The organism is Kitasatospora sp. NPDC127067, from assembly GCF_042724755.1.
GTDB classification, from domain to species: domain Bacteria; phylum Actinomycetota; class Actinomycetes; order Streptomycetales; family Streptomycetaceae; genus Kitasatospora; species Kitasatospora lactacystinica.
Genome location: NZ_JBHXEM010000180.1, coordinates 1 through 14,364 on the forward strand (window position 1 = coordinate 1; position 14,364 = coordinate 14,364).

General features: G+C 74.7%; 10 protein-coding genes. 5 read left to right on the forward strand and 5 right to left on the reverse strand.

From position 1 onward, the window contains the following. Positions 1–157: 157 nt before the first annotated feature. The gene (locus tag ACFWJ4_RS38195; protein WP_380553122.1) at positions 158–2,338 is read right to left on the reverse strand and encodes an SdrD B-like domain-containing protein; all 2,181 of its coding nucleotides are present in this window, start codon (positions 2,336–2,338) and stop codon (positions 158–160) included. A 223-nt stretch (positions 2,339–2,561) separates the two neighbouring features. After that, the gene (locus ACFWJ4_RS38200) at positions 2,562–4,364 is read right to left on the reverse strand and encodes an FAD-dependent oxidoreductase (protein ID WP_380553124.1); all 1,803 of its coding nucleotides are present in this window, start codon (positions 4,362–4,364) and stop codon (positions 2,562–2,564) included. Between the two features lie 276 nt (positions 4,365–4,640). On the opposite strand from ACFWJ4_RS38200, the gene ACFWJ4_RS38205 reads away from it, so the two are divergent. The 3 genes from ACFWJ4_RS38205 to ACFWJ4_RS38215 all read left to right on the forward strand — a co-directional run bounded on the left by ACFWJ4_RS38205 (position 4,641) and on the right by ACFWJ4_RS38215 (position 8,709). Then, a complete protein-coding gene (locus tag ACFWJ4_RS38205; RefSeq protein WP_380553127.1) occupies positions 4,641–5,705 on the forward strand; it encodes an ATP-binding protein in 1,065 nt (354 codons plus the stop codon). After that, positions 5,702–7,495 carry a hypothetical protein gene (locus ACFWJ4_RS38210; RefSeq protein WP_380553130.1) on the forward strand — a complete coding sequence of 598 codons (1,794 nt, stop codon included), beginning with the start codon at positions 5,702–5,704 and terminating at the stop codon, positions 7,493–7,495. The genes ACFWJ4_RS38205 and ACFWJ4_RS38210 overlap by 4 nt, the downstream gene beginning before the upstream one ends. A 161-nt stretch (positions 7,496–7,656) precedes the next feature. Continuing rightward, complete coding sequence (locus ACFWJ4_RS38215; protein ID WP_380553133.1) at positions 7,657–8,709, forward strand: endonuclease/exonuclease/phosphatase family protein; 1,053 nt, start codon at positions 7,657–7,659, stop codon at positions 8,707–8,709. 87 nt (positions 8,710–8,796) lie between these two features. On the opposite strand, the gene ACFWJ4_RS38220 is transcribed toward ACFWJ4_RS38215, so the two are convergent. Continuing rightward, positions 8,797–9,927 carry a peptidase gene (locus ACFWJ4_RS38220; protein WP_380553136.1) on the reverse strand — a complete coding sequence of 377 codons (1,131 nt, stop codon included), beginning with the start codon at positions 9,925–9,927 and terminating at the stop codon, positions 8,797–8,799. Positions 9,928–9,931: 4 nt separating this feature from the next. Continuing rightward, complete coding sequence (locus ACFWJ4_RS38225; RefSeq protein ID WP_380553139.1) at positions 9,932–10,447, reverse strand: hypothetical protein; 516 nt, start codon at positions 10,445–10,447, stop codon at positions 9,932–9,934. Between the two features lie 485 nt (positions 10,448–10,932). Between ACFWJ4_RS38225 and ACFWJ4_RS38230 the strand changes: the two genes are divergently transcribed. After that, the gene (locus tag ACFWJ4_RS38230; protein ID WP_380553141.1) at positions 10,933–11,688 is read left to right on the forward strand and encodes a S1 family peptidase; all 756 of its coding nucleotides are present in this window, start codon (positions 10,933–10,935) and stop codon (positions 11,686–11,688) included. Between the two features lie 89 nt (positions 11,689–11,777). Here the strand turns inward: ACFWJ4_RS38230 and ACFWJ4_RS38235 are convergent, their stop codons facing one another. Further along, on the reverse strand, positions 11,778–13,244 hold the full coding sequence (locus ACFWJ4_RS38235; protein ID WP_380553144.1) for an alpha/beta hydrolase: 1,467 nt from the start codon (positions 13,242–13,244) through the stop codon (positions 11,778–11,780). 537 nt (positions 13,245–13,781) lie between these two features. Between ACFWJ4_RS38235 and ACFWJ4_RS38240 the strand changes: the two genes are divergently transcribed. Beyond that, on the forward strand, positions 13,782–14,279 hold the full coding sequence (locus ACFWJ4_RS38240) for a beta-class carbonic anhydrase (RefSeq protein WP_380553147.1): 498 nt from the start codon (positions 13,782–13,784) through the stop codon (positions 14,277–14,279). Positions 14,280–14,364 lie beyond the last annotated feature (85 nt).

Below are 14,364 nucleotides of genomic sequence, written 5' to 3' on the forward strand. Positions count from 1 at the left end.
GGGGGCCGGACAGGGACCACCGGAGTGACCCACGAGGGCCTGCGCCCGCGCGATACGCGCGAGCACAGGCCCTCGCGCCGTTTCCACCACCCCCGACAGGTTCACCGGGCACCACGCCCGCCGCCGTCCCGGTCGTCCCGGTCGTGCCCGACCGGCGTCAGTGGCCGCACCCGCAGCGCCGGAACCCGAAGTCGAGGGTGTGGTCGTTCTCGCCCGGCCCGCCGGTGGTCAGCGCCCGCTCGGGATACCTTCCCCCGGGCGGGACGACGCCCTTGGAGTTGACGAAGGGGTCCTCGCCGACGTCGTGCCTGGTGGGAACCCACCGGTACAGCGGACCGCCCTCGGCGTAGTCGGACGGGTTGTCCAGCCGGATCGTGTACCCGGTGTGCGGCCGGAGGCCGCCGTCCACGTTCGAGTCGTCGAAGTAGTACTCGCCGCGCGCCGTCGTCCCCGTCGTGCCGACCAGCCGGCCCGCCCCGTCGTACAGGTGGACGGTGACGCCCGCCGCGGGGAGCTGGCCCGGCTCCTGCAGGCCCCTGCGCTCGGGGTCGTACCAGACCCGGTTGCCGATCTGCAGCGGCGCCCGGTCGCAGAGCACCTCCAGGTCACCCATCGAGGCGCCCTTGCCGAACGGCGCGGGGACGTTCGCCGGGTTGAGCCGCAGCCCGACCCTCGGGTCCTGCCGGCCGTCCGCCCGCTGGACGAAGGCCGTGCCGTAGCCGAAGGCCGTGTCGTTGGGGTCGAACCCGGAGGTCCCGATGGTGGTCTCGACCTTGGACAGCGCCATTCCGGCGTAGGCCGCGTTGTGGTGGAAGCCCATCCGGCTGGTGTCGAAGAAGCGGGTGCCCCGGGGCGAGAGACCGCAGCCGTTGTTGGTGTCCAGCACGTAGGTGCCGTTCGCCGGGCAGGCCTTGTTCAGGTCGCCGCCCGACAGCACCTCGCCGACCGCGGCGCCCGCCGCCGCCTGGCCCGTCGCCCGGTCGGCGAGGCGGTCGCGGAAGGCCAGCAGCATCGAGCCGTCCGCCTCGAAGCCGACCTCGCCCAGCTCCGGCTCCGGCTGGGCGCGGTAGCCGGAGCAGGCCTGGCCGTTCTGGGTGGTCGGGTAGGTGTCCGTCCACGGGAACCAGCCCGCGCCGTCGCACGGGCCCGCGCCGACGGTCGACCGGCGCGGATAGTCCAGCGGCTGGTCCAGCACGGCCGGCCCGAACCGGCCGGTGGCCGGGTCGAAGGGCAGCACGACCGCCCGCAGGTCCGACACCGCGCCCGTCGACTCGCCCGAGCAGACGCCGCCGAGGTAGCCGGTCCCGTCCTGCAGGCCCAGACCGAAGGGGCGCCAGTCCGCCGCCGAGGCACAGCCCGGTTCCGGGACGGGGTAGACGGCCTTCGGCGCCGACGCGGTCGCCGCGGTGGCGTCGTAGCGGTACAGCCGACGGTCGTTGAGGTTGACGACGAACAGGTCCCTGCCGTCGTCCGTCACCTTGAGCCCGCCGAGGCTCTCCTTGCCCGGCACCGCCAGGAACGCGTCGTCCGCGCCCGGCCCGTGCGCGGTGCCCCCGGCGTCCGGGACGGTGGTGAACAGCGTGGTGCTGTTCCGCGCCAGGTCGGTCACGTAGATCCCGCCGGGGCCGCCCGGGCCGTAGCCCGTGGTGCGCTTGGCCGCCGTCGAGGAGAACACCCGCCGGTCGGCCCGGTTCCACGCGATGCCGAACAGGGTGCCGGTCTGCGCGTCGGTGGCGATGTCCGTGACGTTCACGTCCACGCCGTCCTGGCCGCGCGCACCGTACGGGAACGACACCAGGGTGCGCTGCGCACCGCCTCCCCACGTGGTGTTCTGGCAGGTCGTCACCAGGGGGGCGTTCTTCTGGCAGTAGTCGCCGGGGCTCCACAGCCCCGTGGTGTACGAGACGTTCGCGCCGTCGGAGAGGTCGACGAACTCCTCGTTGGAGCTCAGCAGGTTGGGCGCGCCGTCCAGCCCCTGCCGCGAGGCGAAGGCGGGGAACAGCACGCCCGGCTTCGGATTCACCACCCGCACCCGGTACTTGCCGCCGTGGTCCCGGCGCGGCGGCGGCGCCAGCGTCACCGTCCCGTCGGCCGCCGTGGTGCCCTCGACCCGGACCCGGTCCCCGCCGGTGAGCGTCACCCGCACACCCGCCAGCCCCGGCTCCAGCGCGGGCGTCCACGCGCCCGAGGCGTCCACGGCCCGGACCACCCGGACCGTCACCGCCCCGTCCGCGCCCTGCGGGAACGCCGGCGGTGCCGTCAGCAGCCCGCTGCCGGTCAGCGCGACGGCGAGCACCGCGGCCCGCGCGACCCACGTCCTTCGTCCTCTCGTCCCCACCTGGGCCCCACTCTCATGATCGGCGGGCAGACGCCCGATCCCGACAGGGCCCCCAGGAGAGCGGCAACCGGTCGTGCACGTCCCGGTTTCGGGGCACGTTCACCGGCGCGTGTGACGCGGAACGGGCCGGAAATCGCATCAAGTTCGGATACCGCTCCGTGAGTTCGCATGCGACCCGAGGCGGCGTGGTCGTGTGGCGGTGTCGCCGGGGGAGTGCGGCGGGTCACCCGAGGTCGAAGGTGTTCGGCAGGCCGAGGCGGTAGCGGGCCTCGTCGACCAGCTTGAGCGGCTCCAGCTCCGGGGGCCGGAACAGCCCCCAGACCCGGCAGCGACCGGCGCTCGAACCGTCCGCGTCCAGCAGGGCGTTGACGGCGCGCCGCGCGGACTCGTTGGCGCCCTCCATGGTCGCCAGGTCGACGTCGGTGCGGACGTAGTCGCCGGCCAGGAAGAAGTTGCCCACCGCGGTCGCGGCGGAGGGCCGGTCGTAGAGCGTTCCGGCCGGGTGGACCAGCAGCTGCTCGCGGTTGGCCGGCGCCGGCCCGCCCAGACCGGTGACGGCCGGGTCGAGGAACCACCCGTGCACGTCCGCGTCCGCCGGCCACCCGCCGCCCGGCCGCTCGAAGGCCCGCCGGCACTGCGCCCAGACCTCGCGGGCCACCTCCTCGCGGGTGCACTCCTTGGCCGTCCGGCCGTACAGGATCCCGGGCCGGTCCCACTCCGAGACGCAGACCGAGAGGCAGTCGCGCACCGTACCGTCGCCGTACGCGGCCGCGAAGTCCCGGTCCCAGAACTGCGCCTGGCCGACCGCGGTGAGCGACCACGGGGAGTCCAGGCAGACGGCGTGGCCGTGCACCAGCCGCACCGGGCGGCGCAGGTAGAACTGGATGCCCGTCATCCAGTCCGTGCCGATCGCGTCGCAGCGCGCCAGCCGGGGATCGGCGGCGCGCAGCCCCGGGCCCCAGGTGGCGCGGGCGTGCTCGACCGGCAGCGCGCTCAGGTAGTAGTCGGCCCGCACCGTCCCGGGGGCGCCGCCGCCGGCCGGCGCCACCCGGACCCCGGTGATCCGGCCCCCGGCGTACAGCACCTCCCGGACCTCGGTCCCGGTGCGGAACTCGACGCCCAGCGAGGCCAGATGGGCCGCCCACGGGTCGATCCAGGCCTCGCTGGTGGGGCCGTTGAGCACCCGGTCGGGCTGCCCGTCACCGCCGCGCCCGAGCAGCCCGTTCAGCAGGAAGGCCTCGACGACCGTGCGGGCCACCGTACGGGTGCTGGCCCGCTCGGCCCGGGTCGCGACCAGGTCCCGGGTCAGGCCGACCCCGAGGAGGCGCTGGTAGTCGTGGGACATCCGCCCCGCCCTGATGAAGTCCCACCACGGCACCCGCTCCCACTGCTCCTCGCGGCGCACGTCGCAGCTGGTCAGGTGGACCAGGAGCCGGTCCACGAAGTAGGCCGGTTCGCCGGCGGGCAGGTGCAGCACCTCGTCCAGCGCGCCGGCCAGGGTCCGCCGCAGGGCGTCCGGGGCGAGGTCGCCCAGGTCGAGCGGGCGGGTGAGGGACCGGAACGGGAGGAGCAGTCCCGGGCGCGGGGCGTCGAAGGCCAGCAGCGCCTGGGTGGCGTCGCGCAGGTTGTCGTGGACGCCACCGGGGTTGCCGGCGCACGGGATGCGGCGCAGGGTGTCCGGCAGGTTGCGGTAGAAGCCGGGGAAGAACCGGAAGCCGTGCTCGCCCGGCAGCGCCCGACGGCCACCGGCCGCGCTGCCCGGCACGTCCATGCTGCGGGCCTTGCCGCCGAGCGCGTCGTAGTACTCGTACACCGTCACCCGGTAGCCGCGCTCGGCCAGTTCGTGCGCCGCGCTCAGCCCCGAGACCCCGCCGCCGAGGACCGCCACGGTCCGCCCCGGGCCACCGCGGGCACCGGCGCCCGCGCCCCGCGGGAGCGCGGCCGCGCCCGCCACCGGCCCGACGGCCAGAGCGCCGCCCAACGAGGCCGCTCCGGCCAGGAACTGACGCCTCGTGCTTCCTTCCACCGCACCCTCCCGCGAACCCTCGCCCAATCCCACGACGCGCACACCTCCACCCTCCTGGTCGCCCGAGCGGCGAGGACGACCCCCGGGTGTGCAACGACCGGGCCCGGCACCGGTCACCCACCGCGCGCCTCGCGTCCGCACCCCGGCCCGTACGGACCGCGGCCTGCCCGGCCCGTACTGCCCGCGGCCCGCCCGGCCCGCCGAAAATCCAGGTGCGCCCGCCCGACTCCCCCCGCACACTGGGCCGGTCACGCACCGTTGTCGCGAAGGAGCCCCGTGCAGGGAGCAGTCAGCGTCTCGCCCGCCCAGATCCCCGAGCTGCTGCTCGGCCTGGCCACCGTCCGCCCGGTGTTCCTCTGGGGCGCCCCCGGGATCGGAAAGTCCTCCCTGGTCAGGGCGTTCGCCGAGTCGCTCGGCCTGGAGTGCGTGAGCCTGGTCGGCACCCAGCTCGCCCCGGAGGACCTGATCGGCGTCCCGCAGCTCACCCCCGAGGGCCGCTCCCGGTTCTGCCCGCCCGAGCAGATCGCCCGCGACCAGCCGTACTGCCTGTTCCTGGACGAACTCAACGCGGCCTCGCCGGACGTCCAGAAGGCCTTCTACTCGCTGATCCTGGACCGCAGGATCGGCTCGTACGAGCTGCCGCCCGGCTCGATCGTGATCGGCGCCGGGAACCGCGCCACCGACGGCGCGCTCGCCCGCCCGATGGCATCCGCGCTGGTCAACCGCATGGTCCACGTCCATCTGCGGGCCAGCGCCGAGGACTGGCTGCGCTGGGCGGCCGGCGCTGGCATCCACCCCTGGATCGTCGACCACCTCACCGACCGGCCCGACCACCTGTGGTCCGCCCCGCCCAAGACCGAGGAGCCGTTCTCCACCCCGCGCGCCTGGCACATGCTCTCCGACGCGCTGCACTCCTTCGGCCCCACCCTGGACGAGGCCACCCTCAAGGTCGTCGCCCACGGGCTGCTCACCGCGCAGCACGCGGTCGCCTTCTGCGGCTACGCGAAGATCGTCCGCAACTCCTACGGCCTGGAGGCGATCCTCAAGGGCGACGCCCGCTGGCCGCACCGGCTGGAGGACCGCGACCTGCTCTACTACCTGGCCGACGCCTTCCGCGGCCGGCTGGTCAAGGAACTGCCCGCCCGCAAGGAGCACGCCTCCGGGGCGCAACGGCAGACAGCCTTCCGGGCCAAGTCGCTGCTGGTGCAGCTGGCCGAGATCTCGGTGGAGGTCGCCCAGACGGTGATCGCCGACGGCTCGGACGGCAACCCGGTGCTGCCCGCCTGGTTCCTGATCGAGGCCGCCCGGGACATGCCCCGCCTGGTCGAGGCCCGCCGGTGAAGCACGCCCCGGCCGACCGGAAGAAGCCGGACCCGCGCGCCGAGGCCTTCGCCGAGGGCCTCCAACTGCTCCGCCGCAACCCGGCCCTCGCCGCCCTGCGCGCCGACGTCTGCCGCACCGAGACCTGCACCACCGCCCCGCCGAACGGCTGGGCGGTGGCCGACTCCAACGGCACCCTGCACGTCAACCCGCGCCGCCGGGCCGAACCCGAGGAATGGGCCTGGGTGCTGGCGCACTGCCTGCTGCACCTCGGCTTCGGCCACCTCCCGGGCGCCCGCGGCACCCGGACCCAGCCCGACGCCCACCAGGCCGCCGCCCGCTGCGCGGTGGTCAACCGCTTCCTCGCCACCTTCCCGGTCGGCCGCGCCCCGGTCGTCCTCCCGCAGGAGTACCCGGGCGGCGACGAGGAGGAGCTGGCCGACCGCTGGCGCCGCGACGGCCTGCCCGCGCCCGACACCGCCGGGACGGCCGGCACCGCCGAACGCGACCAACTGCTGGTCGAATGGCGCGGCCACGGCCAGGCCCGCGAGGACTGGCCCACGGCCTTCGCGGCCGCGCTCACCCGCACCATGTCCGCCGCGATGGACCGGGCCGGCGGCCGGATCGACACCGAGACCGGCGAACGCCTGCCCGAACGGCCCTGGAACAGGGCACTCAACTGGTTCGTCTCCTCCTACCCCCTGCTCGGCGGCATCGCGGCCGGCCTCACCGTCGTGGCCGACGCCGAACTCGCCCGCGCCCACGACATCGCCGTCGCCGCCGTCAACGCCGAGGCCGGCGAGATCTACGTCAACCCGCTGCGCCACTACGCCGACGAGGAGTGGCGGTTCATCCTCGGCCACGAGATCCTGCACGCCGCCCTGCGGCACGGCGAGCGCCGCGGCGGACGGGACCCGTTCCTGTTCAACGTCGCCGCCGACTACGTCATCAACGGCTGGCTGCTGGAGATGGGCGTCGGCGAGATGCCCGACGGGCTGCTGCACGACCCGCAGCTGAACGGACTGTCGGCCGAGGAGGTGTACGACCGGATCGCCCGCGACCAGCGCCGCATCCGCCGCCTCGCCACCCTGGCCGGGAAGAACCGCCCGGACGTCCTCGGCGAACCGCTGGGAACGCCCCGGGACTACGTCGACCTCGACGACTTCTACCGCCGCGGACTCCAGCAGGGCCTCGAACTGCACCGGCGCGAACGCGGCCTGCTCCCGGCCGGGCTGGTCGAGGAGATCCGCGCACTCGCCCACCCCCCACTGCCCTGGGACGCCCGACTGGCCCGCTGGTTCGACGAGTTCGTGCCGAGCCCGGAACCGGTGCGCAGCTACTCCCGCCCCGCCCGCCGGCAGTCCGCCACCCCGGACATCCCCCGGGCCGGCCGCTACCGCCCCGAGGAGGAGGTGCCGCGCTGCACCTTCGGGGTCGTCCTGGACACCTCGGGCTCGATGGACCGGGCGCTGCTCGGCAAGGCGCTCGGCGCGATCGCCTCCTACGCCGCCGCCCGGGACGTCCCGGCCGCCCGGGTGGTGCACTGCGACGCCGCCCCGCACGACGCCGGGTACCTCCCGGTCGAGGAGATCGTCGGGCGCCTGCGGGTGCACGGGCGCGGCGGCACCGTCCTCCAGCCGGGCATCGACCTGCTGGAACGGGCCGAGGACTTCCCGCCCGGGGCACCCGTCCTGGTGATCACCGACGGCGAGTGCGACGTCCTGCGGCTGCGCCGCGAGCACGCCTTCCTCGTCCCGCGCGGCGCCGCACTCCCGTTCACCCCGCGCGGGCCGGTCTTCCGGATGAGCTAGACGTACTGACCACGGAGGTTGGTGACGCGCCCCCGCCGGGCACCGACGTCCCGCTCCCGCTCCCGGCCGGTGGCGCGGAACCGGGCCCCGGGCGCGGGCGTCCGTCCTTCTCGACGGCGGCCGATGATCAAGGCTGTCGGCCGTCCCCCGGAAGGAGCACCGTGACGGACCGTACGGCGAAGAGCACGCGGAAAAGGGCGGCGAAGAGCGCGGGGAAGAGCGCGGCGAAGAACGCGGGGAAGAGCCCGTGGAAGGGCGCGTCGCCCGCCGGCAGGGGCCGTTGGCGTCGCGCCGCGCTGATCGGGTGCGGGGTGCTGCTGCTGGGCCCGGCCGTGCTCGCGGTGGTGCGGGTCCTCGGATGGGACGACGGCACGGTGTGGGCCCTGCCGATGGCCGGGCTGCCGTACGCGGCGCTGCTCAGCGTGCTGCTGCTGGTGGCGGTGGCCGCGCTGCGCGGGCGGTGGCTGACCGGGGTCGCGGCGGCGCTGGTGGTGCTGCAACTGTGGTGGCTGATACCCCGGTTCGTCCCGGGCGGGGCCGACGCCCCGGCCGACGCGCCCCGGCTGCGGGTGGCGACCAGCAACAACTTCATGGGGCAGGTCTCGCCGAAGTCCCTGGTCGACCTGGTGCGCGACCAGCGGATCGACGTGCTCGCGGTCGAGGAGCAGAGCGACTCCGCCGCCGACGCGCTGGACGCGGCCGGCATCCGCGCCCTGCTGCCGCACCGTGAGCGGCCGGCCGGCACCGACACCGCGCTCTACACCCGGCTGTCCGTCAGCTCCGCCGCCGACCCGGCCTGGCCGACCACCAACCTGACCGTCGACGTCGCCGGCCGTCCGGTGCAGCTGGTCGCCGTGCACACCTACTACCCGGTCGGCGACGCCCGCCGCTGGGCCGAGGGACTGCACGACCTGCGCGCCGCCGCGCCCGGGCGCAGCCGCAACGCGGTCCTGCTGGGGGACTTCAACGCCACCCTCGACCACAAGCCGATGCGCGACCTGATCGGCACCGGCCTGACCGACACCCACGAGGAACTCGGCGCGGGCCTCCTCCCGACCTGGCCCCAGGACCACCCCGACTACCCGGTCCCGGCCGCGATCCAGATCGACCACGTCCTGCACGGGCCCGCGCTGACCGCCGTCGACGTCTCCGAGCACTCCCTGCCGCGCAGCGACCACCGCGCCGTGGTGGCCGAACTCGCCGTCCTGCGCTGAACGCGGAACCCGAACGCGAGGGGCCGGGGACGGCTCCCGCACCGTCCCCGGCCCCTCACCGGGCCGCGGCTCCCGTCGCGGGGGCGGTCACCGGCGGCGTCGGCGGGACCGGGGGAGCAGAAGGCCCAGGACGGCGAAGGCGAGGGTCGACAGCACGGCGGCCACGGGGGTGGGGAAGGACCCCGGCCGGACGGTCGACGCCTCGGCCGCCCCGGCGCCGGGAGCCGTCGGGAAGGTGACGGTGACGCGCGTGCTGCGCTCGACCAGGCCGCTCCTGAGCGTGAGCTCCGCGTTCCACCGGCCGTCCGGCAGCTGTACGTCGAGCGGGACGACCGCCTCCGCGAGGCTTCCCGGAGCCACGGTGGTGCCCGACTTGGCCGGGAAGGGGCCGGCGCGCAGCCCGCCGGGTCCGTCGGCGAGGGAGAGCGACCCGCCGATGTCCAGGGCGCGGCCGCCCGTGTTGCGGATCCGGGCGTGCACCTCCTTCCGCCCGTCGCGGGCCCTGGTCGGAGTGACCTGCTCGATCGTGAAGTCGGAGGGCGGCTCACCGCCGGGGCCGACGTCGATGTACATCCGGACCCCGACCCGGCCCAGGAACGCCAGGTTGTGCGAGCGGTCCGCCGGGTTGCCCGTCTGGGCCCAGACGACGCCGTAGCGCTCGCCGGCGGAGGCGTTCCCGGGCACGCGGACGGTGGTGCGCACCTGGGCCGTCCCGGAGGGCGCGAGGTCGAGTTCGGTCGTGTCGAGCGACGTCCAGCCGGTCAGCTCGTTGGGTGTGCGGTCCGCCGCGAAGGTGAACCGTCCCTTCGTGATGGTGGCCGCCGCCGCGTACACGCTGACGTGCATCGGCGTGGACGACTCGTTGGTGACCTCCACTCGCCGCTGGATGGTCGTGCCCGGGGCGACGTGGTCGACGATGTAGGCCTGCGCCCGGGGGTCGTCACGGCGGTTCTCCGGGGCGTCGAGCAGCCTGATGCCGATGGTCTTCTTCGCGGGGGTCGGCTGGTGGGAGGGCGTCCCGGACGTCCCGGAGGTTTCGGACGTCCCGAATGTCCCGGAGGTTTCGGATGTTTCGGACGTCCCGGTGACCCCGGGTCGCCCGGACGCCCCGGTGACCTCGGGCCCGGGCATCCCGTCCGCCGTCGCCGGCATCACACCGATCGTCTGGACGACGGCCAGCAGCGTCAGCAGGACCCAGTAGCGGCGCGCACGCTTCATCCGCTCAGGCAACGGAGTGGGTCAGCGTTCCGGTGTAGGTCCCGCTGATGGCGCCGGCCGGCAGGGCGACGCTGACCGTCGGGTCCCAGCTCGCGGTGTTGTCCTCGACACCGGCGCTCCCGGTGACCACCACCTGCGGGGAGTTGCTCAGCGTCACGTTCGTCGGAGTGACGGTGATGGTGCCGGTCGTCGTCACCGTTCCGACCGTGTAGGCGGCACTCGTGGCGGGCAGCGTCGACGAACCGTTGGTGAAGTCCGTCTCCGACGCGGTCACCGTCCAGGAGGCCGAGAGGAGGGCGCGGTTGTCGGTGACGGTCACGGGGCCGATCGGGGAGCTGATCTGAGTACCGGGCGCTCCCGAGCCGAGGGCGGCGCCGACCGGCACCGACATCGACAGCGCGCCCGACGTGACGGTGAACGTGACCGTGGTGCTGGGGTCGGCCGCCGCGTCGGCGAGGCCCGGTTGGACCAGGACGAGGGCGACGGACGCGGCCGCGGCGGGCAGGATTCGCAAGCGCACAACAACTCCTGGAGTAGCCGTCCGTGGATGGACAAGCCGGATGACGTGATGTCAGGCAAACCGGCGCTGCCCCTCCGCGCAAGCCGACGGCGGCCGCACTCCGCCACCGGAATGACCACATTTCAGCCGGATCGAAGCCCGGGCCGCCCCGCCCCGTCACGTGGGTGACCACCCGGCCGCGGTGACGAAGGGACAGCGAACCGGAGCCGATGCGCCTCGCCGCTCCCCAGGCCTGTTCCAGGGGCTCCCCCGTCCCGCCGCGGCGTTCCAGGAGGCGATGAAAGCGCAGGTCACGGGGTGTTTCACCGTTCCAGCGTCCCGAACCGCCGGGCGGTGGTGGCGGGCGGGACGGATCCCGGGCCAGTCTGTGGTCCGGCGGCGACCGGCACCGAGCCCGAGGGGCCGCCCGACCCGCCGGGCCGAACGCCCCCATCACGCCGAACGCCTCCCACCACGCACCACCCGACCCAGAAGGAAGCCCTGCCATGCGCACCTCGAACCGACGCCCGATCGCCGTCCTGCTGGCCACCGCCGGGCTGCTGGCCGCCGGGGCCGTCCCGGCCGCCGCCGTCCACGGCGGAGCGGACACCACGACCAGGTCCCACCCGTTCGTCGTGGCCCTGGAGACCGCCACGGGCGAGCAGTGGTGCACCGGCGCGCTGATCGCGCCGACCAAGGTGCTCACCGCGGGCCACTGCGTCGCCGAGGCGGCCGACCCGACCTCACTGCGGGTGATCGCCGGGCGGACCGACCTGACCGGCTCCGGCGGCCAGGTCCGCCGGGTGAAGGGCTACCGGGTGGACCCGCGCTACACCTCCGGCCTGGACCACGACTCCGCCGTCCTCACCCTGGACCGTCCGCTGCCGCAGGCACCGGTCCGGGTCGCGCGGCAGGGGGACGAGGTGCTGTACCGGTACGGCCGCACGGCCACGCTGCTGGGGTTCGGGCGCACCGGCTCGGACGGGCCCGGCACCCACCTCAAGCAGGCGGAGCTGACGCTGGCTCCGCCGGCCTCCTGCGACCCGTACACCTCGCCCGGCGAGTCTCCGCTGCTCAAGGTCTGCGGCCTGCCGCGGGCCGGCACGACGGACAGCGTCTGCAAGGGCGACTCGGGCGGGCCGCTGATGGCCGGCGGCGTGGTGATCGGCGTGGTCTCCACCGGCAACAAGTACTGCGACACCCAGTACCCGGTCTCGGTGTTCACCCGGGCCACCGACGTCCCCGCGCAGCTGCTGTCCTAGCCGGTGCCGCACCGGGCGGCGGCCTCCCCGGCCGAGGCACTCGTTCCCGCCTCCGGGCACGCCAGTGCGCCCGGAGGCGGAGGAGCGCCCTAACCGCCGCAGGTCAGGTCCTTCGCGGGCAGCCGGCCCGTGGTCAGGTAGCGGGTGACGCTGCCGTCCGCGCAGGAGGGGCCGGCCACCACCACGCCGTGGCCCTCGCCGCCGGCCACCGTGACCAGCCGTGCACCGTGCAGCGCCCGCCGCATGCCCTGGGCCATGGACAGCGTCGCCTGCGGATCCCACTGGTTCTGCACGATCAGCGCCTTGACGTCGTTGTTCACCACGGTGGCCGGCTCGTCGCCCGCCGGCTTCCAGAACGCGCACGGCAGGATGTTCGCCCCCAGGTCGCCGGCCAGCGGGTACCGGGCCCGGTCACGGACCGCGTCCCGGCGGTACTGCTCGGGGTCGCGCGGCCAGCTGCGGGTGTCGCCGCAGAGGACGGCCCACGCGACGGAGACCGTGTTGTCCGTCGGAACGACCGACGGCACCGCCGGTGCGGCCGGCCCGCCCGCGGCGGCGGCCTTCAGCGCGACGATCCAGGGGGTGACGGCCTCGACGTGGACGAACGCCGCGTAGCCGGACCGGATGGCATCGCCGTCGAGCGACCCGTCCCCGGTCGGGACGGGCGTGCGGTCGGCGTGCGCGACCAGGTCCCAGTACGTCCTGCGGACCTCCGCCGCCGTCGCACCCAGTCCGTACGCCGCGTCGCGGGCGGCGGCCCACTCGGTCCAGCGGGTGAAGGCGAGTTCGGCCCCCGCCGACGCCTCCCGGAGCCCCCCGCGCCACACGAGCGACGGGTCGAGCGCGCTGTCGAGCACGAAGCGGTCCGAGCGCTGGGGGAACATCTGGGTGTAGACGGCGCCCAGGTAGGTGCCGTACGAATGCCCGAAGTAGGAGATCCTCCGCTCGCCCAGTGCCGCCCGGACGACGTCCATGTCCCGCGCCGTGTTGCGGGTGGTGATGTGCGGCAGCACGTCCCCCGCCTTGGCCCAGCACTTGTCGGCCACCGTCCGGGCCCAGGCCACGTCCTTCGCGAACGTCCCTGCCGAGTACGGGTGTTGGAAGGTCCGCTCGTCGGCCTTCAGGTCGCAGCCGATCGGCGAGCTCTGCCCGGCGCCGCGCGGGTCGAACCCGATCAGGTCGAACCGGTCCCGCACCTCCGCCGGCAGCAGCGGCTCCATCTCCACGGGCATGGTCAGCCCCGGGCCGCCCGGGCCCCCGGGATTCAGCAGCAGCACGCCGTGCCGCTGCTTCGCGCTGCCCGCCCTGACCCGCGACATCGCGATGTCGATCGTCCGGCCGCCGGGGTCGGCGTAGTCCAGCGGCACCTCGACCTTCGCGCACTCGAACGCCGCCGGGCGGTCCGCATCGCAACGCTCCCAACGGAGTTGCTGCTGCGCGTACCGCTGGAGCGGATCGCCCGCCGCGAACGCCGTCACGGGGGTGAGTGCCGCCAGCGCGGTCGTCACCGCGCCGACCGTCAGCGCGGAGATCGTCCGTCCGTCTCGCAGAACCATGCCAGTCCTCTGTGCAGAATCGGTGCCTCGGAATTGCTTCCAGTCTCCGTTCCGCCGCCCCCGCACCCCGTACGGCGCCAGGATGGGTTCATGATCCAACCTGCGGCGTACGCCGCCGCGCCGACGTAGGGCCGGAGTCCCATACCCCGTCATCCACCGGCCCGGACGGACGGCCGCCCGGACCGGGGCGCCGGCGTCCACGGGGGGCGGTCACCCGGCGGAGTGGAGAACGGGCGAATCCCGGGCAGGGTCGCTCCGGCGGGCAGTACGGTGCCCGCATGACCGTGCTCGTCCGCCGTCGTCACATCGACTTCGGCCGCATCCACTCCACAGGCTGTCCGGTCATCGTCTGAGCGCCCGCTCCGTCCGGCCGCTTCGTTCCGTTCCGTTCCGTTTTGAACGGCACCGCCGCCGCTCCGTGCCGCCCGCTGCCCGCCCCTCGGCGTACGCGGCCCGCACCCGTGCGTGCAGGACGGAGGGCTCCCGCACGTCCCGGCCGACCACGATCCGACCGCACCGAAAGGACAGCCGTCCACCATGACCGAAACCGTCACCGACCACTACCTGCGCAACAACGCCGACTACGCCGCGGCCTTCGACGGGCCGCTCCCGCTCCCGCCGGCCCGCCGTACGGCCGTCCTGGCCTGCATGGACGCCCGGCTCAACGTCTACGGCGCGCTCGGCCTCGCCGAGGGCGACTCGCACGTGATCCGCAACGCCGGCGGGGTGGCGACCGACGACGCCATCCGCTCGCTGGCGATCAGCCAGCGGCTGCTCGGGACGCGGGAGATCATCCTCATCCACCACACCGACTGCGGCATGCTCACCTTCGGCGACGACGCCTTCCGCGAGTCGATCCGGGAGGAGACCGGCATCAAGCCCCCGTGGGCCGCCGAGGCCTTCGCCGACCTGGAGACGGACGTCCGCCAGTCGGCCGCCCGGATCCGCACCAGCCCCTTCGTCCCGCACAGGGGCGCCGTGCGCGGCTTCGTCCTCGACGTCGCGACCGGCCTCCTCAAGGAGGTCGTGCTCTGACCCGACGGTGTCCCGGTGCGGCGGCCGCGTCCGGCCGCCGCCCCGGGTCGCCCGGCCGGCAGCGCCCCGCCGTCGGCCGGCGGCG